The organism is Streptococcus intestinihominis, from assembly GCF_046824975.1.
Lineage (GTDB): Bacteria > Bacillota > Bacilli > Lactobacillales > Streptococcaceae > Streptococcus.
Genome location: NZ_JBKQBL010000001.1, coordinates 471,783 through 492,240 on the forward strand (window position 1 = coordinate 471,783; position 20,458 = coordinate 492,240).

General features: G+C 44.9%; 18 protein-coding genes, 1 other RNA gene and 1 pseudogene. 2 read left to right on the forward strand and 18 right to left on the reverse strand.

Annotated elements, in window-relative coordinates; translation table 11 throughout:
• The 9 genes and pseudogenes from ACLOR3_RS02410 to ACLOR3_RS02450 all read right to left on the reverse strand — a co-directional run.
• A pseudogene (locus tag ACLOR3_RS02410) lies at positions 1 to 633 on the reverse strand (hypothetical protein); the annotation flags it as partial.
• Positions 634 to 654: 21 nt separating this feature from the next.
• Positions 655 to 1,392: a hypothetical protein gene (locus tag ACLOR3_RS02415; RefSeq protein ID WP_048716637.1), complete on the reverse strand. Its 738-nt coding sequence runs from the start codon at positions 1,390 to 1,392 to the stop codon at positions 655 to 657.
• Between the two features lie 10 nt (positions 1,393 to 1,402).
• Positions 1,403 to 2,134 (reverse strand): hypothetical protein, encoded by a 732-nt coding sequence (locus ACLOR3_RS02420; RefSeq protein WP_048716641.1) that lies wholly within the window; start codon positions 2,132 to 2,134, stop codon positions 1,403 to 1,405.
• A gap of 209 nt (positions 2,135 to 2,343) precedes the next feature.
• Positions 2,344 to 3,138, reverse strand: a complete 795-nt coding sequence (locus ACLOR3_RS02425; protein WP_048716644.1) for a hypothetical protein — start codon at positions 3,136 to 3,138, stop codon at positions 2,344 to 2,346.
• A 21-nt stretch (positions 3,139 to 3,159) separates the two neighbouring features.
• Complete coding sequence (locus ACLOR3_RS02430; RefSeq protein ID WP_411400141.1) at positions 3,160 to 4,302, reverse strand: hypothetical protein; 1,143 nt, start codon at positions 4,300 to 4,302, stop codon at positions 3,160 to 3,162.
• Between the two features lie 183 nt (positions 4,303 to 4,485).
• A complete protein-coding gene (locus tag ACLOR3_RS02435) occupies positions 4,486 to 5,835 on the reverse strand; it encodes a glucose-6-phosphate isomerase (RefSeq protein WP_048716648.1) in 1,350 nt (449 codons plus the stop codon).
• A 509-nt stretch (positions 5,836 to 6,344) separates the two neighbouring features.
• Positions 6,345 to 6,440: signal recognition particle sRNA small type (gene ffs, locus ACLOR3_RS02440), an RNA gene on the reverse strand.
• Between the two features lie 38 nt (positions 6,441 to 6,478).
• The gene (tadA, locus tag ACLOR3_RS02445) at positions 6,479 to 6,991 is read right to left on the reverse strand and encodes a tRNA adenosine(34) deaminase TadA (RefSeq protein WP_048716652.1); all 513 of its coding nucleotides are present in this window, start codon (positions 6,989 to 6,991) and stop codon (positions 6,479 to 6,481) included.
• Positions 6,992 to 7,211: 220 nt separating this feature from the next.
• A complete protein-coding gene (locus ACLOR3_RS02450) occupies positions 7,212 to 8,504 on the reverse strand; it encodes an adenylosuccinate synthase (RefSeq protein ID WP_048716657.1) in 1,293 nt (430 codons plus the stop codon).
• A gap of 375 nt (positions 8,505 to 8,879) precedes the next feature.
• Between ACLOR3_RS02450 and hslO the strand changes: the two genes are divergently transcribed.
• Together hslO and dusB are read left to right on the forward strand one after the other, a co-directional pair.
• Positions 8,880 to 9,752 carry an Hsp33 family molecular chaperone HslO gene (gene hslO / locus ACLOR3_RS02455; protein WP_411400143.1) on the forward strand — a complete coding sequence of 291 codons (873 nt, stop codon included), beginning with the start codon at positions 8,880 to 8,882 and terminating at the stop codon, positions 9,750 to 9,752.
• Entirely contained in the window at positions 9,739 to 10,719 is a 981-nt protein-coding gene (gene dusB, locus ACLOR3_RS02460; RefSeq protein ID WP_048716662.1) for a tRNA dihydrouridine synthase DusB, read from the forward strand. Before hslO ends, dusB begins: the two co-directional genes overlap by 14 nt.
• Positions 10,720 to 11,083: 364 nt before the next feature.
• Here dusB and ACLOR3_RS02465 read toward each other — a convergent pair whose 3' ends face one another.
• From ACLOR3_RS02465 to ACLOR3_RS02505, 9 genes are all read right to left on the reverse strand, one after another.
• Positions 11,084 to 11,881, reverse strand: a complete 798-nt coding sequence (locus ACLOR3_RS02465; RefSeq protein WP_048716665.1) for an NUDIX domain-containing protein — start codon at positions 11,879 to 11,881, stop codon at positions 11,084 to 11,086.
• Positions 11,882 to 12,664, reverse strand: coding sequence for a nicotinamide riboside transporter PnuC (pnuC, locus tag ACLOR3_RS02470; RefSeq protein WP_048716667.1), 783 nt, complete (start codon positions 12,662 to 12,664; stop codon positions 11,882 to 11,884).
• A gap of 12 nt (positions 12,665 to 12,676) precedes the next feature.
• Positions 12,677 to 13,735 carry an AAA family ATPase gene (locus tag ACLOR3_RS02475; protein WP_411400144.1) on the reverse strand — a complete coding sequence of 353 codons (1,059 nt, stop codon included), beginning with the start codon at positions 13,733 to 13,735 and terminating at the stop codon, positions 12,677 to 12,679.
• A 202-nt stretch (positions 13,736 to 13,937) separates the two neighbouring features.
• The gene (locus ACLOR3_RS02480; RefSeq protein WP_048716673.1) at positions 13,938 to 14,672 is read right to left on the reverse strand and encodes a hypothetical protein; all 735 of its coding nucleotides are present in this window, start codon (positions 14,670 to 14,672) and stop codon (positions 13,938 to 13,940) included.
• Positions 14,673 to 14,833: 161 nt separating this feature from the next.
• The gene (locus ACLOR3_RS02485) at positions 14,834 to 15,238 is read right to left on the reverse strand and encodes a DUF4430 domain-containing protein (RefSeq protein ID WP_411400145.1); all 405 of its coding nucleotides are present in this window, start codon (positions 15,236 to 15,238) and stop codon (positions 14,834 to 14,836) included.
• Positions 15,219 to 15,707 (reverse strand): ECF transporter S component, encoded by a 489-nt coding sequence (locus ACLOR3_RS02490; RefSeq protein WP_048716677.1) that lies wholly within the window; start codon positions 15,705 to 15,707, stop codon positions 15,219 to 15,221. The genes ACLOR3_RS02485 and ACLOR3_RS02490 overlap by 20 nt, the downstream gene beginning before the upstream one ends.
• Positions 15,708 to 15,718: 11 nt before the next feature.
• A complete protein-coding gene (locus ACLOR3_RS02495; RefSeq protein WP_048716679.1) occupies positions 15,719 to 18,148 on the reverse strand; it encodes an ATP-dependent Clp protease ATP-binding subunit in 2,430 nt (809 codons plus the stop codon).
• 7 nt (positions 18,149 to 18,155) lie between these two features.
• Positions 18,156 to 18,614 (reverse strand): CtsR family transcriptional regulator, encoded by a 459-nt coding sequence (locus ACLOR3_RS02500; protein ID WP_048716682.1) that lies wholly within the window; start codon positions 18,612 to 18,614, stop codon positions 18,156 to 18,158.
• 229 nt (positions 18,615 to 18,843) lie between these two features.
• The coding region (locus ACLOR3_RS02505; RefSeq protein ID WP_412036957.1) for a G5 domain-containing protein at positions 18,844 to 20,458 on the reverse strand (1,615 nt) is incomplete at its 5' end.

A 20,458-nucleotide genomic window follows, 5' to 3' on the forward strand; every position in this document is an offset into this window, starting at 1 on the left:
ATATTGTAAAGTGATTCCCCGATTGTCTGCACTTACATCAGAAAAATAACCTCGTTTAGCTTTTCCATACTGATTCACAAGTTCTTCTGCGGTCACATTGGATAATTTGTTTTTTCGACTGAGAACCAATAACTCGTCTAAATTAAAGTCACGAATCCCATTCTCCCCATCTATATAGGGAGAATTGTCGGCAGTCAATTGTCCCGATTTCTTATCTGACTCACTCTTTTCTTCCTTTGTTGAGCTAGAAGATTCTGATGGTTGGCTAGAGGAGGCAGATGATGAGCTAGCGGATGTCGAACTGAAAGAATGACGGTCCTGTTTCTTACTTACTGGGCTATCCGGCTCTGTCTTATTGAGAGAACTGCTTACATAACCAAGCGCTATAATGGAGAGACTAAAGACGAGAACCATCCCCACAGCAACTGCAAAAAGGGAACCAAAACGGGGCAAGCCCGCTCCTCGAAAAGCATCCTCACGGACACTTCTCTTTACCCCTTTTTGATAGCTCCGAAGACTGGGACTTTCAAAAGCTTCTCCTTCAGGCCCACGATCCGAAAAGACCTCAGACACTTCCCGATTCCTACTTGGGAACCTAGACCATTCTCTTTGAATCTGTCTACCTTTTTCCATTCCATTTTCCCTTCTTTTTACTTAACTTTGTTTCTTAGGATCTAGTTGACTTTTGAGCAACAAGGAATAGGAACCGTCTACATGTTCCAGCTCCAATAAATACGTTTTTCCCTTCTCATCCTGATAGGATAGTTGAAAACCTTCCTGATCAGGCCCGATCTGGTGTCGAACGAAGGATTGTAAGCCCTGATAGCTACCTAGAAGTGCTTTCAGATCCATCTTTTCTCCAGGTTCTAAGCTCTGGTAAACTTTTTCTGAAAAAGCTTTGTTCCCCTCCCGGTCTAGATTGGCTAGACTGGCGTCGATCTCTTCTAGCAGATAGCTCCCATCAGCCCCCTTGCTAAAAAGCAAACGGATGGAGGCTCCCTTTCCCCTATCGTCCCATCGATAGAGCAGGGAGAGTCTGGGTTGCTTGCTTGCTGTAGATTGAAAGAGAACTTTCTCTTGGGGGTGCCCCATCTCCTTCAGAAGGGTCTCCAGGCGACTTCCAGTCTGCTTTAGGCTACCGTTTTGGTTCTTTATCGACAGAGGGAAGCGCTCGATCTGATCCAGGGTCCATGGCGAATCCTTTTTTTCATTCGTTTCTTTTAAGAGTCGCTCCCCTTGAAATTCTTTCGCTTTAAAAGTTGATAAGTTCCTTATTTCACTTATCGCTGTAGAATTTTTCGGTGGATGACTAAGGACCTCTAACCCCATCCCTAGGAGGAGCGCTAGCAGCAGGAGGCCAGGAATTGTTAACTTCTTGATGACTGTATCCATTTACTCCTCCTTATTCGACCTTGACTAGATGATAGCGCGCATCTTTTTGGGCTTGCAAAGTGAGAAAGACGAGCCCCTCTTGTGCACGGTAGGTTAGGACCAAAACTGTCTTTCCATCCTTATGATTCATAAGCAATGATTGTGGCAAGCCAACCTTTTGTAAAATGTCTTCTAGTTTCATGCCAGTTTTCTCTTTCCCACTAGCAAGACTGGTCAAGGCTGCCTTTTTCAGCTGTTTACTTTCTATATTCTGCTTAGAGGTTGGTTGATAGCCCTGAATAGCTGTTAGATAGTAGCCATCCTTCATATGGGTAAATTCAAATTGGTATCTATCTCGACCATCTTGTGTCGTTCCATAGCTGAGACGAAGGAGCTGCGTTCTAGCTTTTGATTCAAGCCGAGCTTGCTTGGCTCCCCCTAATTTTTTGACCAGGGTCTCTGGTGTCGTTCCCTTGGTGCTTGGCCCACCAGTCCCATCTCCTATTTTAAATTCTAGCAATTCCTCCAAATGCACCCCAACTTCTGGTCGATCTGATTTCGCCAGGAAGGCCTGCAGATAAGCTTCTTCCTTACGAAAGGTCACTTGCTGGTCTGGATTTAGCTGGTCTTGTGGCCTCCCAGAAGCAGCAAGCCCATAGCCTACTCCCAGCATTGCGAGGACCCCGAAAATAATCCCTCTTTTTTGGATGAAAGCTAAGAGGGTCTTCAGATGTTTTCCTGTTGTTTCCTTTACATTATCCATTCTGCGATCGTATCTGTATCCCTTTCCGTCCAACTGTTCACACGTGTTTCCTTTGTCAACATATCCTACTATACCATAAATAGCCAGTCCCCGCTAGAACAGAAAAAGATCTGAAAATGCCATTCCAGATCTTTTTAGGGTTTTAGGTGAATGGATTCTTCCTCCCTTACCTCTTTCGAAAAGAATGAATGAAGAGCCCTTCTTCATCATCATTCTTTTTCAGATAAGAGGAAATCACCATCTGATTGTCTCACAAAAGTCAACCTATATTCAGAAGAACTTGAGGATTTAATATTTACTCTCATTGTAGTCACAATATCATGAGTTTTGTAGTCCTCTTCTGCAGACATTGAAAGACTAGAAATCGTATGATCCTTAATCACTTCCTTGTAGGATACACCATCCTTACCAGTTTTGGCATCTCCCACTTTCAGTTTATCATAGTAAGATGAGGTCATAAAATCGTCCTCAGCTTCTTTATAATTTCCTGAATAATAGAGGTCTTTTAAATAATAATTGTCTCCATTCTTCTGAAACGTAAGGCGCATTTCACGTACAGTATGATAAGAAGGCAGCGTATCATCCTGATCTTCGTCTAACTCGCCCCATTCTAAATCAATTTTATCTCTTCGAAACGTGCCTTTCAAAGCCTTGCCATGTGCATCCACGACATCTTCAATGCTTGTTCCTAAATCTGGAGTTTCGTATGTCCCAAACTCCAAATCAGCTAAATCATCAATGTTCCAAGAAAATTCTGCTTCTTCCGGATTAATATACTTCCCAGACTGATCACGTTTTGATTCCCCTGCGTCAGCTGTTGGGTGAAGGGCCGGTTCGCTACTTTTAGCATTTGTTGCACCAAAAGAACGGCCAAGAAATAGACCTGCAATGACTCCTAAGACTGCAAAAACACTAACACAAGCGATTAATAGACCTTTCCCTGGCTTCTTTTGATTACCAGTTTCTGGCACACCAAATGGTGCCTGTGATTGATTCATATTCATCTTTCATCTATCTCCTCTATATTAAAAACGTTCTGGACCAATGTATAAGAAGTCCCCGTCTGGTTGTGCTAAGAAGCGTAATGTCTTATAATCGTCACCGACCTTAAAGTTTACGGTTGCAATAACACGAGTAGAGTCATACTCTTCTCCTTCTGCAGTAGCTTTTGTTTCTGTTCCAATTCGAACAGCACTTGATTTACGCTTTTTCAAAACTTCTGATAAGGAAGTTCCACCTTTACCAGTTTTCTTATCTCCTGTTTTCAGATTTTTGAATTCTTTTGTACTTAACTCACGATCTGCAGAAGTATCTTCATCTTCATCGTCTTCTTCGTCTGCATAAAATTCTTCTAAATCAAAAGCTTCCACAGTTTTCAAATAATAATTGCCATCAACTTTTTCAAATCGGAAATAAACATTCTGATGTTCAGCATTCTTTGCACGATCCCAATAAAGAGTGAGGCTATTCTTATCATACTCCACACTGGAAGCCAATCCATAGGTTTCAACAATCTGATCAGCAGTCAAACCATAACCATCCTTATTGGTATAACTCAAGGAACCAAGGTCTTTAAGAGTCCAGGTGAAAACAGCCTCCTTCTTATCTGTAATGAAGCTGTTCTTTATCTTTTTTGCTTCTTCATTAGCGCGTTCTAAACGTTTTGTTCGATTAGCATCTGCTTGAGGCTTAGATGAATTTCCCCAGAAATAGCCAGCTCCACCACCAATTAATCCACCAAGAAGGAGTGCAAGAAGGGAAAAGACAACAAATTTCGTCCATCCACGCTTCGGTTTTGGCTGAACATTCCATTGCGATTGGAAGGCTTGAGGGTTCCCTTGTTGGTAGAACGGATTATTTTCTACCTGAGGCGCTTGATTTTGGAAAAATTGTTCCTGTCCTCCAGCTTGTGGTCCTTCTACTGGAGAAGCCTGTTGAAAGGCTTGCGCTCCTGGTGCCCCAAATGGCTCATAAGCTGTTTGGCTATTTTGTGCTCCAAAAGGTTCTTGGACGTTTTGACCAGTTTGAGCTTCAAGAGGTTGCTGAACAGTTTGTTCTTCTTGTGCTCCAAAAGGTTCTTGAACAGTTTGTCCCTCTTGTGTTCCAAAAGGCTCTTGAGAAACGTTCTCCTCTTGTGTTCCAAAAGGTGTCTTGTCTTCTGTTGTCATAATCTCTCCTTTACTAACAACCTGCGCCCGTCATTCTCCCCACTTTTCGTGACCATAGTTTGACGTGCAAAGTATAAATATAGTAGTTCTACTATATCATAAAACAGTCTATTTTTCCACCTCATTCTGAGATATTGAAAGCGATTAAAAAACGACCTCTTGTGAGATCGTTTTGTCTATTGATTAAAGGCGAGCGTTGAGTTCTTTGCTCAATTCTTCAAATCCTGGTTTACCAAGGAGGGCGAACATGTTACGTTTGTATGCTTCAACACCTGGTTGGTCAAATGGGTTGATAGCATTCAAGTAACCTGAAAGGGCGATTGCCAATTCGAAGAAGTAGATAGTATATCCAAGAGTGAAGGCATCTTGCTCAGGAAGAGTTACGTACATGTTTGGCACGTCACCATCTGTGTGGGCAAGAAGAACACCGTCAGTTGCTTTTTTGTTCACGAAGTCAACATCTTTTCCTTGAAGGTATCCAAGTCCGTCAAGGTCTTCTTCCAAAGTAGGGATGATCACGTTCTTACGAGGTTTGTCAACGCGGACAACTGTTTCAAACATGATACGAGTTCCTTCTTGGATAAATTGACCCAATGAGTGCAAGTCTGTTGAGAAGTTAGCTGAAGTTGGGTAGATCCCTTTTTGGTCTTTCCCTTCTGACTCACCAGCCAATTGTTTCCACCATTCTGAGAAGTATTGAAGGGATGGCTCGTAGTTTACCAAAATTTCAGTTGCATAGCCTTTACGGTAAAGGATGTTACGAACAGCTGCGTATTGGTAAGCTTCGTTTTCTGAAAGTTTGTCCGAAGTGTAGTCTTTACGAGCTGCGTTCGCACCTTCCATAAGGGCCTTGATATCTGCACCTGATGCAGCGATTGGAAGCAATCCAACTGCTGTCAATACTGAGAAGCGTCCACCGATGTCATCTGGAACCACAAATGTTTCCCAACCGTTGGCATCTGCTTCAACTTTAACAGCACCTTTTTGGCGGTCAGTTGTTGCGTAGATCCGTTTGTTCGCTTCTTCTTGTCCGTATTTCTTCACCAAAAGTTCTTTGAAGACACGGAAAGCAATCGCTGGTTCAGTTGTTGTACCTGATTTAGAAATCACGTTTACTGAGAAGTCTTTGTCAGCTACGTACTCTACCAAGTCAGCAAGGTAAGTAGATGAGATTGAGTTTCCAGCATAAAGGATTTGTGGCGCTTTGCGTTCTTCTTTTGTTTGCAAGTTTGCAAAGTGGTGGTTCAAGAAGTCAATCGCTGCTTTCGCACCAAGGTATGATCCACCAATACCGATCACGACCAAAACATCGCTGTCTGCTTTGATTTGCTCAGCAGCTTTCAAGATGCGGTCAAATTCTTCGCGGTCGTAGTTTTCAGGAAGGTCCAACCAACCCAAGAAGTCGCTACCAGCACCAGTTCCTTTACGGATCAATTCGTCTGCTGCTGTAACTTGTGCTTGCATGTAGTCCACTTCATGTGGGGCAACAAATTTACCCAAAACTTTTGAGTAGTCAAATTTAATATGAGACATGTTATTCCTCCAAAATTTCTTCTTCTCTATGATATCGCTTTACTGGGATTTAATCAAGGGAAACCATCCTGTAAAACGTTTTCATTTGCTAATTTTTTTATTTTCACAAATCAAGCAACGACGCAATAGCAATCGTTTGCATGTAGGGCCTTATTTTGAGCGGAACAGACAAAAAAAGGGGCCTCTTCCGAAGCTCCATTTTCACGCTATTATTCTTTGAATCCACTAATGAATTTTGAGATGATACTGGTGACTGATAGCCCTCACGTCGCAAAGCTCCTCAGAATCAATATCTCTAAACTCATCTGCGATTTGCAGGCTTGATTCACTACGTTCACTTATCGGAACGTAGTTCTCGCTTTGCTCGAACTGCGTCAATGTACCTAAGTTCATCTTCGTCCCTTGGACTTGATTCACTAAGAACTTCATCAGTTTACAGCTTTTTCCCTAACGGGAAAAACTGCATCCATTGCTCTAGGATTCATCTAAGCCTTGCAGGCTCGATTCATCAAGAGCAATAGAAAAGAGCACACAGTTCACTTCGCTTAGGGCTGCTGGATTCCTCCCCTGACCCGCTTCACGCAGAACTGTTGCTCCGATAGGTATTATATCATAATTTGTGGATTTTGCAAAGGTCCGGTTTTTATTCTTGTGTTTCGGCCTTGGCTGCGAGCTTGGCTTGTTTTTTTCGTTCCCGACCTTGGCGGAAAAAGGTCTGCATGATGGCTGCACATTCTGCTTCCAAGATCCCTGTTTCCACCTCTACCCGGTGATTAAGGCGCTCATCTGTCAAAATGTCATAGAGACTCCCTGCTCCACCGAACTTCTGATTGGTCGCACCATAGACTACCTGAGGGATCCGGGCCAGTCCAATGGCACCACTACACATGACACAGGGTTCAATGGTCACAAATAGGGTGGTATCCAGCAAGCGCCAACTCTCTTCATGCTGATTGGCTTCTTCAATCGCCATCACCTCCGCATGCATGACAGCCCGTTGCAATTCTTCTCGCGCATTGTGGCCCCGTCCAATGATTTCACCGTCTTTGACAATGACACAGCCAATAGGAATTTCCTCATGGGTCAAGGCGATTTCTGCCTCTTTTAAAGCCTCTCGCATAAAAGCTTCTTTCTCTTCTAGGGTATAGTCTCTCACTTGTACTCTCACTTACTTTTTATGTTCTTGTTCTATTATATGATGAAGCCACAAAAAAAGCCACCAATGGGTGACTTCTTATAGGGAGATGTTTATGAAAAAAAGTTTGGTTTCTAAACAAAGTTGGGAGGTCTTTGTTTATGGTCTTAGTATAGACCTTGTGTCTTAAAGTAAGCTTAAGACTCAAAAAAGTTGAGAGAGACTCCCAACTTTTATTGAATTATTTACTTGACCAGACACTTTCAAGGATATTGGTTTGGTCACGATCTGGTCCGACTGAGAAGGTTGAAATGCGCACACCAACCAACTCACCGATCCGGCGAACATAGTTGCGAGCGTTTTCTGGAAGCTCATCCAAGTGACGCACACCGGTGATGTCTTCTGACCAACCTGGTAATTCTTCATAGATTGGTTTGCAACGTTTGAGTTGCTCCAAGCTTGCTGGGTAGTAATCGATGCGTTCTCCATCCAAGTCGTAGGCTACACAGATTTTCACTGTATCCAAACCTGACAAAACGTCGATTGAGTTCAAGCTAAGGTTGGTAATTCCTGAAACGCGACGGCTATGGCGCATGACAACTGAGTCAAACCAACCGACACGACGGGGACGACCTGTTGTTGTCCCATACTCATGACCGACTTCACGGATCCGGTCGCCCACTTCATCAAACAGCTCTGTTGGGAATGGTCCATCACCGACACGGCTAGTGTAGGCTTTACATACACCGACAACCTTGTCGATCTTGCTTGGGCCGACACCTGATCCGATGGTCACCCCACCTGCAACAGGGTTTGATGAAGTAACAAACGGATAAGTTCCTTGGTCGATATCCAGCATAACCCCTTGAGCTCCTTCGAAGAGCACGCGCTTGCCGTTATCCAAAGCATCGTTCAAGATGACAGAAGTATCGGTTACATATTGCTTGATTTGTTGACCATATTCATAGTATTCTTCGAAGATATCGTCAAATGACAGAGCCTCTGCATCATAGAGTTTGGTAAATTGACGGTTCTTTTCTTCCAAATTGATGCGAAGGCGTTCCGCAAAGACGTCGCGGTCCAAGAGATCCGCGATCCGGATTCCCACACGCGCAGCCTTGTCCATGTAGGCTGGGCCAATCCCTTTAATCGTCGTTCCGATTTTGTTTTCGCCTTTAGACTCTTCTTGGAGACGGTCCAATTCGATGTGGTAAGGAAGGATGACATGGGCACGGTCAGAGATGCGAAGGCTGTCCGTTGATACCCCTTCTTCATGGAGATATGCCAACTCTTTGACCAATGATTTAGGGTTGACCACCACGCCGTTTCCGATGACAGAGATCTTTTCAGGGAAGAAGATACCAGAAGGAATCAAGTGCAACTTGAACTTTTTGCCGTCGATTACGATGGTGTGTCCGGCATTGTCCCCACCTTGATAGCGAGCAATGACTTCTGCATTGGCTGATAGGAAGTCTGTAATCTTCCCTTTTCCTTCATCACCCCATTGGGTTCCTACTACAACAACTGATGTCATAATTCTTTTTCATATACCATAGATAGTTCCCTATCTATGCCTTTCTTCAAACTAGGGGCAGGAGTCTCACCTGCAAGTTTGTCTTACACTCTATTATAAGAAATTTCCTCGTTTTTTTCAAGGTCGGCTATTTCTTTACTTGGTTTTTTACCCTTAAAATCCGCTTCTCATTTTCCGAACATCCATCTTTTGATCGTCATTTTAAACGTTAAAGAATGATTGTTCGTCTTTTGCCTTCTTTACTTCCTAAAACAGATCCTATTCTATTCAGTTTCTAAGCGAAGCTCTCCCCTGAAAGATTTTATCCCTTCACCGTCTAAATAAATCAAGTTACTCCCTTCACCTCTTTCCCTTTTTTATGCTAAAATAGAAGCTATGGACAAAATTATTAAAACTATCTCAGAAAGTGGCGCTTTTCGTGCCTATGTACTAGACAGTACAGAAACTGTACGAACAGCCCAAGAAAAACATCACACACAAGCTAGCTCTACGGTCGCACTTGGCCGTACCCTCATTGCCAGTCAAATCTTGGCAGCAAATGAGAAAGGAGATACTAAAATTACAGTCAAGGTCCTTGGAACTAGCTCACTCGGGGCCATCATCACCGTGGCTGACACTAAAGGAAATGTCAAAGGCTACGTGCAAAATCCTGGAGTGGATATCAAGAAGACGGCGACCGGTGAAGTCGTAGTCGGACCATTCGTCGGAAATGGAGAATTCTTAGTCATCACCGACTACGGCACAGGCAATCCTTATCACTCTATGACTCCTCTTGTGACAGGTGAAATCGGAGAAGACCTGGCCTTTTATCTGACTGAGAGCCAACAAACACCTTCTGCGGTTGGGCTCAATGTTCTTCTTGATGAGGAAGACAAGGTCAAGGTTGCCGGTGGCTTCTTGCTCCAGGTCTTGCCAAATGCCAAGGAAGAAGAAATCGCCCGCTTTGAAAAACGGATCCAAGAAATGCCAGCTATTTCAACCCTTTTGGCATCTGAAGACCATATTGAAGCACTTCTTGCCGCCATTTATGGGGATGAACCTTTTAAACGCCTCTCTGAAGAAGAAATCCGCTTCCAATGCGACTGTAGCAAGGAACGCTTCATGAATGCCCTGGCAAGCTTACCAGCCAAAGACCTTCAAGAGATGAAGGACGAAGACCATGGCGCTGAAATCACTTGCCAATTCTGTCAGACAACGTACCACTTTGATGAAAACGACTTGGAGGAACTCATTCGTGACAAATCTTAATACACCTTTTATGATTGGGAACGTCGAGATTCCAAACCGGACGGTCCTTGCACCTATGGCCGGAGTGACCAACTCAGCCTTCCGGACCATTGCGAAAGAACTGGGGGCGGGGCTCGTTGTGATGGAAATGGTCTCTGACAAGGGGATCCAGTACAACAATGAAAAAACTCTGCATATGCTCCATATCGATGAGGGAGAAAATCCTGTATCGATCCAGCTCTTTGGTAGCGATGAAGATAGCTTAGCACGCGCAGCTGAATTTATTCAAGAAAATACCAAAACTGATATCGTGGATATCAACATGGGCTGCCCGGTAAATAAAATCGTCAAGAACGAGGCGGGTGCGATGTGGCTTAAAGATCCCGACAAGATCTACTCTATCATTAACAAGGTTCAATCCGTCATTGATATCCCCCTCACTGTCAAAATGCGGACAGGTTGGTCTGACCCTTCTCTAGCAGTTGAGAATGCCCTCGCTGCCGAAGCTGCAGGTGTCTCTGCCCTCGCTATGCACGGACGGACCCGGGAGCAAATGTATACAGGTCACGCGGATCTTGAGACCCTTCACAAGGTCGCTCAAGCTCTGACCAAGATTCCATTCATCGCAAACGGAGATATCCGGACGGTGCAAGACGCCAAACAACGCATCGAAGAAGTTGGTGCCGATGCGGTCATGATCGGCCGTGCTGCTATGGGGAATCCTTACCTCTTCAATCAAATCAATCACTATTTTGAAACAGGAGAAATCCTGCCTGATTTGACCTTTGAAGACAAGATGAAGATTGCTTATGAGCACTTGAAGCGCTTGATCAATCTCAAGGGTGAGCACATTGCCGTTCGCGAATTCCGCGGCTTAGCTCCTCACTACCTCCGTGGTACCTCAGGCGCAGCCAAACTCCGCGGAGCCATCTCGCAAGCAAGCACTTTGTCTGAGATTGAAGAACTTCTTCAATTAGAAAAAGCTTAATAACAAAAAACAGCATCGACATTGATGCTGTTTAAAATATATACAACTTATTTTTAACATAAACTAGCTAGCTGGTTTTTCAAAAAATTGACTTAAATTTTATGAGTCAGTTAAGTCAATTTAAAACTTTCCGCTGTGAGAAAAGTGCCTGAAACAATTGTGTTTCAGGCACTCGGAATTATTGAGAGTAAAACAGTTTGGGGAACTGTTTTAGCCTGAGCCCAGAAATTAAAGAGCGAAGGGCTCAATAATTAGTCATGGAACTTTGAAGAAGTTCGCTGACGTCCGTACTCACTTAAGGAAAGTTTTTAGAAGAACTTAACTCCATCTGACAGCATCAAAATGTTGATGCTGTTTTTGTATGTTATTGATCCGCTTGAGCTTCGCTTTCCTTCCAGCGATAGGTCTTGCGTGGTTTTTTCTTAGGCACCCGCTTGACTCCTACCTCTTCAACATAGGAACCGTAGGTCACAAGGAAATTATTGGTCAAAATTTCTTTATCTGGATGGATCAGATTCACCAGCTCGGTTGCTTCGTATACGGTGAAAGGTTCTTCTAGGAGATGGAGGAAGGTTGGATTCCAAGCCAAACGTCCTTGGATCCGCTTGATAGATTCTTGGACAATCTCATAGTGGTCAAAGGCGAAATCTTCAGCTGTCAAGACACGGCCATCTAGAGAACATTCCCCTTGTTTGAAGTCCACATCGAGAAAGAGAACTTCTTTGGCATCATCTCCAGCCCGGACCAGATTGACGGCCTCCGCAGGCAAGTAGACCAGGTGGGCGATGGTGATGACCCAGCCCCGTGGATCCCGACCAGGAGTCGAAACTGTCATTAGTTGCTCGACCTTTTGAGGGGTCAATTCTAGTCCAACTTCTTCTTGAACTTCACGGATACAAGCCTGGATAGCATCTTCATGCTTTTGCAAGAATCCTCCAACCAAGGCCACCCGATGCTGACAAGGGTGGGTTTTTCGGCGAATCACCAAGAGCTTCAAACGCCCTTCCACAAAGCAGTAGGCCACCATATCGGTAGTTACACTTGGATTTTCATAGGTGGGATGATCTTGCTCCTTATACCAACGGAGGAATTCTTCCTCGCTGACGACCGTCTCGTAGTATTCCTTTTCATTCATCCCTTCCGGAATGCTTGTTGCTGTCATTTAAGCAACCTCCTTTTTCACTGCTTTGCTCCATTGGTACCAACCAACCAAACTATTGAGGGTGTAGACCCAATACATTCCCTGAATATGGATGCTCTTTCCCCACCAGAGGTAGATACTGAAGAGGTTGGTCGCAATCCAGAAAATCCATTGTTCGCGATAGAGACCGGTCATGAGAAGCTGTCCGACACCATTGGTCGCATCTGTTATACTATCACGGAAAGGGCGAGCACTGTGGATGCTTTTATAGGCGTAGCCCATCCCGATCCAAATCAGAGCTGTTAGAACCAAATACTTGATCCATTCCATTATGGTTAATTTCTTGGCCTCAAAGTGAGATTCTTCTGCCCCTCCTTGGTCATTGATCCGATTTGACAACCAAACATAGAGGCCGATTGGTTGCATCACGAAGAAGTACAGGGTCGTCAAAACTTCTCCATAGAAGTTTTTGTTCAAGGCTAGGACGAGGTAAATCGCTGAGTTTACTGCTCCAAAGAGATAGTTACTAGCCCGACCTTCTGCTACTAGTATAACACAAACGATTCCTGTCCAGGAGGCAAAGAGCCCTAACCAATCGTGACTTGCTTCCTGATTGGTAAACTCTAGGACAAAGGGCACGCTAGATAAAGCAAGCAAATAGAGCCATTGTGTCAGAGTGCGACCTGCAAATAGGTCTTTCCAAAGGAGTTTCATAATCCCTACGAAGCCACGTTTGCCAGCTTCTCGATGGACATTTTTTAAATGCTCCCCAAATGTTTGAATTTTTTCTTGTAGTCGTTTCATGCTGCTTCTCCTTTAATCAGCTTGATAAATCGTATCGATGACACGCTTTGCTTTTTCGTAATTCCCCAAGTAGTCCTGCCCGAGATAGGCTGTAGGGATATCTGCGAGATATTGGTGGCGGAGGTGATCCAGGTGATTTGAAAAACTGTTGCGAATTTCGTCATCTGCCATGGTCATATCACGGAAGCCATCATTGACATAGGATCCAATGGGTTGGACAAATAAGATCAGATCCCATTTTTCCTTAGCGAGGATACTAACGAATAAGTTATCAAAGGTATCCGTCATACTGGTCTCTTGGCCTTCTACTTCCATATAGTAGTCGTAATAGCCCTTGGTCACCAGCGAATTCGTATCCGCAATGACCAGGCCTCGATTGGCACTACTGTCGATTAATTTTGAGGTTTGATCGTATTGTCCAAGTAGGAGATAATAATAGTCCTTGGGGGTCAGCTCATCATCCCGTACATTGTTTCTGATCTGGTACTCCCGGGCATATTCTAAGCTCACTGGCGCATCATAGAAGCGGGCCAAATCTTTTGCCAAGGTCGTCTTCCCGTTACTAGCACTCCCCATAATGAGGACCTTTTTGGTAAACTGACGACGGAAGGGTTGCGCAATGTATTTCCAATACTTGCTGGGATTTTCCCGGATGAGGGTCCCTGAGATCCCAAACTGACGCTCCTGTAGGTGCGCTTGAAAGCCTCTCGCTTCAAGTTCCTCTTGGTAAGCTTTCTCTCCAACATAGAAGATGAGTTCTTCTCTCTCTGCATCATATTGAATGGTTTCTAAGGCTGTTTTCAACCAAGGCTCCCATCCTAAGGGATAGCGAGGAAGTTCTGTCTCGTCTAATTTATAAATTTGGGTGAGTTCATCATTTGAAAAACCTTCTCGAATATAGCGAAAACGTTTTTGCAAAGGAAGGCCAACTTCTTCTCCTCGGTCACCTTTGTAACCAGAGACAATCACACAAACGCGGTCACATTGGCGTTTTGCCCGTTGAATTAAATCAATATGCCCTTGATGAAGGGGGGCAAACGTTCCAAATACCACTGCCACTTTTTCTTTCATCTAACTGGCTCCTTTATCATAATGTCAAAACATGTTTTGCTTATGATTTTATTATAAACTATAATTTCAATCTGTCAATACCTTTTTATAAAAAAATATATTTTTATAAAACAAAAATTAAAAAGATTCAACTCTGTATGTTATTATATAGAGTTGAATCTCTGATTTCAATCATTTTTTAAATTTTCTCAGTGGCGAGCCATTATTCCCGAACCAAGGCATGCGCATGGCCATTTTCTGTCACTTGAACGCTTGCCACTTGACCATTTTGACCGACAACTATATCCAGGCTAGCTGCAGATCCATCTTGGGTGGAAATCAAGCCAGCATGGTAATGGCCTTGATCCAAGTTGTATTCATAGCTTCCAATTGTATAGCCCACTGCATCGCCACCAGGAGTTTGAATGGTTACTTGTCCACCTTGACCGATCGTTACGCCTGTATCGCGACCGTCGGTCCAACTACCTGCTGCTCCTGAATAATCCCCTGAGGCATAGCTCAAGACACCTTTATAGCGTGGGTTCTCTGTCTTAGAGGCTTGTTCTTTGGCAGTCGTGCGACCTTCTTCCAAGCCAGGACGTTTTTGTTTTTCTGGTGCTGAGTTCACTGCTGGTTTTGTTTCTTTGGAAGGAGTTGGGGCCAGGCCTTGACTGGCTTCTGGAACTCTTGGTGTCACTGGAGTTGATGGATTTTCTTGGCTCGCTTGTGTTTCGCTCGAAGCGATTGCAGGAGATTTTGCAACTTCTGTGCTTTGTGTGGTTTTGCTTGCGGTCTTTTTCTCTTCTTTTTTACTAGTAGAGCTTTGTTTCACTTGCGCAATTTTACTAGTTGAAGATGGACTGGTTTCCTTTTTCTTTTCTGATCCACATCCGCTTAAGAGAAGAGCAGCTGTTAGAGCAAGGGTAGATAGACTAAAGAAGGTTCCTTTCATTTTCATGGCAATACCTCTCTTTTGTAACATTTGTTACATTTTGTAATATAATTGTAACATTTATCTATAGGGAAGTCAAGAGGATTTGCAAGTCTTATAAAAAATAGAAACTAGTTTCAAAAAAGAGTGAACAAATGGAGCCCTACTCCAACCATTCACTCTTTTTCTTATTGATAAACTTCTTGATAAAATTCGATGGTATCTCTATCTTGGACAGTCGTTTCTGCTGCCCCTTTTGGTGCCATCTCTCCATTAATCTTGTACATCCAATAAAGTCCCTTGCTTTCGTCCTGGGCTACGCCATCGATCGAGGTGATGAGGCCACTCTTTTCCTCAATCTTGTAGTTAGCTTTCAGGACTTCCATCAGGTTGGCTTTTTCAGCAACCTTCAAGGTCTTGCTATGAGCTTCTTTCCCTTCAGGGGCGATACTGACCGTAATGGTAATTTGTTTTTCTTTCGCTACTTGTGAGCTTGAAGCTGAGCTTTCCGTAGTCGATGGTGTGCTTTTTCCGCAACTGACCAATACAAGAGCTGCTAGGACAGCAAAGAAACTATAAAGTGTTTTTTTCATGATACAATCTCCTAAATACTACATAAAGTAGAGGGTAAAAACAGGCGGTGGAAAGGGCGTGAGCTAGGTTAAAGCTAAAGCCATTCACCAGTGCATAGGTCCACCAAGGCATGTGGTAGAGGACAGCATAAAGACTGTCAATCACTATCCCGTAGAGAAAGGATAAGATGCCGACTACCAGAGTTTGGACTTGCAAAGACAAGTGGCGGTAAAGCCCCCGCCAAATAGTCAAGAGGAGGCCAAAGGCCAGTATCTGAGCGAGCACCACTGGGCTCATCCCCAAGAGAAAAGCCGAGGTAAACATGGTGACCGCCATCACCAAACAGGCAAATTGCCAGTCTTCAAATAGCACCAGTAAAAAGAAAATGGCACTAATGGGTTGGACATTGGGCAAGAAGGCAAAGGCTTGTCTCAGCACCACACAGAGGGCTGCTAAGAGGGTGATTCGGGTCAAGCGTTTGAGAGGCACTGCATATCCTCCTAGTCAATCGTAAAGTTAAGCTGACCAGACTTGACACCTACCTTGAGGGTTTGCCCTTCAGCCACTTCTCCTCTCAAGAGGATCTCTGCCAAGTAGTCTTCCACCTGGGTCTGGATGGTCCGGCGCAGAGGACGTGCTCCCATCTCTGGATCATATCCGTGAGTCGCCAGCCATTTAAGGGCAGACGCTTGGAATTTCAGAGCAATGCCCTTCTCTGCTAGAGATTGAACTAGCGGTTTCACCATAATCTTGACAATCTCATGCATTTGGTCACTGGTCAAACTATGGAAGACAACCTTCTCATCAATCCGGTTGATAAACTCTGGTCGATAAGTCTTCTTCAACTCTTCAAAGATGCGTTTCTCCATATTGGCTTGGTCAAAGCGAATATCCTTAGCGCCAAAGCCAACTGTCTTATCATCTCGTAAAGCGGTAGCTCCCAAGTTTGAGGTCATGATAATAATGGTATTGGAGAAATCTACCTTGCGTCCCTTGCTGTCGGTCAAGACACCGTCATCCAAGACTTGCAAGAGAACGTTAAAGATATCTGGATGGGCTTTTTCCACCTCATCAAACAAGAGGACTGAATAAGGTTTGTTGCGGACTTTTTCCGTCAACTCGCCCCCTTCTTCATAACCGACATAGCCTGGAGGGGCACCGTTGAGACGACTGGCCGCAAATTTCTCCATGTATTCACTCATATCAAAGCGGATCAAAGCGGACTCGTCATCAAAGAGGACTTCTGCAAGGGCCTTGGCGAGCTCGGTTTTCCCGACCCCAGTCGGACCGAGGAAGAGGAAGGAACCAATCGGCCGCTTGTGAGACCGAATTCCCGACTGATTACGACGGATCGCTCGGCTGATACTTGAGACAGCCTGATCCTGACCGATCACGCGCTTATGAAGTTCTGCTTCCAATTCAAGGTATTTCTTAGCCGCTGTTTGGGTTAGTTTCTCCACAGGAATGCCTGACAATTGACTGAGCGTCTTCAGGATATCCTCTTCCTTGACTTCTAGCTGGTAGCCTTTTGGACTGGCATCTTCTTTTAGCAACTGAGCAACTTTTTTCCACTGCCCCTTGAGCAAGGCTTGATCAGCAGCTGTCAAGTCGGACTGAAGACCGGCTTGAGGCCCCTCATTTTGCACGGTCGCTGCTGCTTCATCCAAGAGGTCAATGGCGGAGTCAGGCAAGAGGCGACTGGTCAAATAACGATTGGCATAGACAACAGCTGTCTCAATAGCCGCATCCGTAATATGGACGCGGTGGTGACGTTCATAGGTCTTCTTGAGCCCTTGCAAAATCGCGATGCTATCTGCGACAGAGGGTTGCTCAATCAAGACCTTAGCAAAGCGGCGTGACAGAGCAGCGTCTTTTTCAATGTGTTTTTGGTATTCTTCTTGTGTGGTCGCTCCTACGGTCCGCAAGGTGCCGCGAGCCAAGGCAGGCTTCAAGATATTGGCCGCATCCAAGGTAGAGTCAATCCCAGAGCCAGATCCCATAATGGTATGGAGCTCATCAATAAAGAGGATGACATGGCCATCTTCTTCGATATCATTGATGATGTTGTTCATCCGCTCTTCAAAATCTCCACGGAACCGCGTCCCTGCGACAACATTCATCAAGTCCAACTCTAAGACCCGCATCTTAGCCAGCTCCGTCGGGACATCTCCGCTGGCAATCCGTTGAGCCAAGCCCAAAGCCAGAGCGGTCTTTCCGACACCGGCATCACCGACCAGGACCGGGTTGTTTTTCGTTTTGCGGCTCAAAATCTGAATCATCCGCGAGATTTCTTGCCCCCGACCAATCACCGGTTCCAAACTGCCATTGCGAGCCATTTCTGTCAGATCTCGGGTGTAGTCTTCCAAACCACCGCTGGTAGAGGCTGGCATGCCCATCATATTTCCCATGGTTTGACGATTGGGTTGCTGGGCCCGATAGAGCGAACGAATGGCCTTGACAGCTTCCTTGTCCCAACCTGCTCGTTGTTCCAAGCTCTTACGAAGCTCGACGATTTTAATGCCCTCTTCCTGATCATCATAGCGGAAGCCGACATACTCCAATACTTGAGAAGCCAAGGTCCCCCGCTCTAATAGAAGCGCCAAGAGGACATGCTCTGTTCCAAGACTTTTAGCATGGACTGCCTGGGCAATCTCTTGGGAACGTTTCATGATTTCTTCGACACGGAAAGAAAAAGGAAATACCTCATAGCGACCATCCCTCTGGTAGACTTGACCCGTAATGTGCTCCGCCGCATCTTGAAAATCATCAATCTGCATAGGATAGTCACTTAAGACGGAACCAGCTACACTATAAGGGTTATTGGCTAGGGCTACTAGGATATGCCAGGTATCTAGCGTTTGAGACTCAAAATGACCCGCCAAGATTTGAGCGGCTTCAATCGTTTCTAATAGGGCTTTTGAATAGTTCATAAGGAGATTACATTCCCTTTCTATCGACTTGTTGGATAATTTTTCGTAGGATATTGGCTCGTAAGCGATGGGCTTCACTTCCCAGAACCTCGTCTGTCGTCGTCACTGACAAAAGCTCTGCCTCTCTCTTTGTAAGGAGTTTTTCTTCAAATAGCATCTGGAGGATATCACCAAAAACAGTCTGACTGATTTGTTCTCCGATGCTTGCGCCAAGCTCTTTTAGCATCTGGTGTTGGTCTGAAAATTGGACCTTGCCAATCCGGATATAACCGCCACCTCCACGCTTGCTCTCTACGATATAGCCTCGACTTTCGGTGAAGCGGGTCTTGATCACATAATTGATTTGACTAGGAACAACTTGGAAAACATCCGCTAATTCGCTTCTCTTGAGCTCTGCGATGCCTGCTTGAGCCAGTAGCGACTTGATATAGGCCTCAATGCTATCTGATGTATTTTTACTTGCCATGATGCTCCTTTCTAACCTTTTCATTCTAGATAAGCTCTCTGCTTTTCAGAGGATCAAAAATGGTCTCATCATCCATGATGTCATTATTGACCTTATCTGACTATTATACAATTTTTACGCCTGTAAATAAAGCAAAGACTACGTCGAGATGGAATCGGAGGGCCCTTGTTGGTAGCCAGAAGGAGGCCAAAAAGAGGCTAGCTATTGCTAACCTCTTGTAGAAGGGACTTTAGGATTTCCGACGAGCGTATTTCACTCTTCCGCCTAGGAAGCCTAAGCCGAGTAGTCCGATCCAAGCTAAGAAACTTGCCTTCTCTGATCCTGTCTGTGGCAGTTTTTCTTGGGACTGCACAGGGTCCGGAGTTACTGCCTCTACCGCAGGAGAAAGAGGAGTCTCTTTCGAAGCTGTCGGTTTCAAAATTGGAGCAATTCCACTTTCTTTTTTGTCTTCTGGAGGAAGGAGCGGTTTCGTTTCTTGTGAGTCTTCACTTGGTTTTGTTGGTAGAGGCACATCCGGAATCATAGGAGCTTCTTCTGCTTCCTTCGTTCCGACTTCTGTGATCTGGTCCTGGGCCTCCACTTCGACAAAGGCATCGACTTCTGTCCGAATTTCTTTGCCTTCTTCTTGTCGAACCTCGATCAATTTCAAGCGGCGTCCGACCTTTCCTGCTTGAAGGATCCGGCTTTCGCCCTTGGCCAAGTCCTTGTTCTCACGTGTTTGACTCTCAAATGGAATCTCCTCCGCTTCGATGAGAAGTTCTGGCTTTTCAAGAATCAAATCCCGAATACCTTCTTCTGGCCGTGTCTGCGTCAGGGGTTCATAATTGCGAGCATCTTCTAAGATGGTTTCAAGGGCTTCGACTTGATTAGCTGCAGCAACCAAATCTGGCCGCTCTTGATCCAGCAACTGAGTCAAGGCCGTCAATTGTCCTTGAACCGTTGGTTTGAGGTCTGCTTTCAAACGATCGAGAGAAGTAGCCTTGATCTTTTCTACTCCTTCTCTGATGATCTGTTGCAGCTCTTCTTGACTGAACAACTGGCTATCTTTCCCTGATAGGATAAATCGGTCTACCTGGATGGCTCTGGACGACTGAGGATCATTGAGGGCTGGATCTAGGTGCAAGCGTAATTGGTGATAACCTTTTGCTAGACCTTGCAGATTGACCAAACTCTGGTCGACCTTGCGTTGATCTCCATAGCCACTGAAATAATGATCGCCTTCGATTTCATAATCATGGCCACGACCTTCTTCGAAGGCTATTTCTTTTCCGTCCAGGGTGACGCTGTAGAGACCATGACTTGGGTCGACCACTCCTCGAACCTCCACACCGGTGCCCTTAAAGGTAATGGTCACGTCAATGTGTTTCTTGCCTTCCTCATCGGTCACTTGGTTAAAACTGGACCAAGATTCTGTGCCATTTGAGAAGTTTGGATTGTCTGTCTCGTGGTGCCAGCCTTGGCTGTAGTGCAGTTTCGGATCTTGGTCATCTACTTCTTTGCGATTTTCTGGAAGCAGGTCCTCGTTCATCACTTGGACTGTCAGTTCTGGAATAAAGCCGACCAGACTTCCTTGATCCGGATGCAACAATTTGACCTTAAAGTCATAGACATCGGTCGCTTTTCCTGCAAAATCAAGAGTTGGAACTTGGACTGTTTTTTCTGTCTCTCCATCTGCGAACCCAAGGGTGACGTTGGTATCTTTGTAGACCTTACCATGAACCCCTGTTCCTGGTTCTGTGATCAATTTGAGACTGACACTTCCTTTAGAGCCACCTTTTCTCTTGACGACGACTTGCGCTGGGTCGCCTTTCTTAACAGCTAGGGTTGGCTGAGCAAACTCAAAG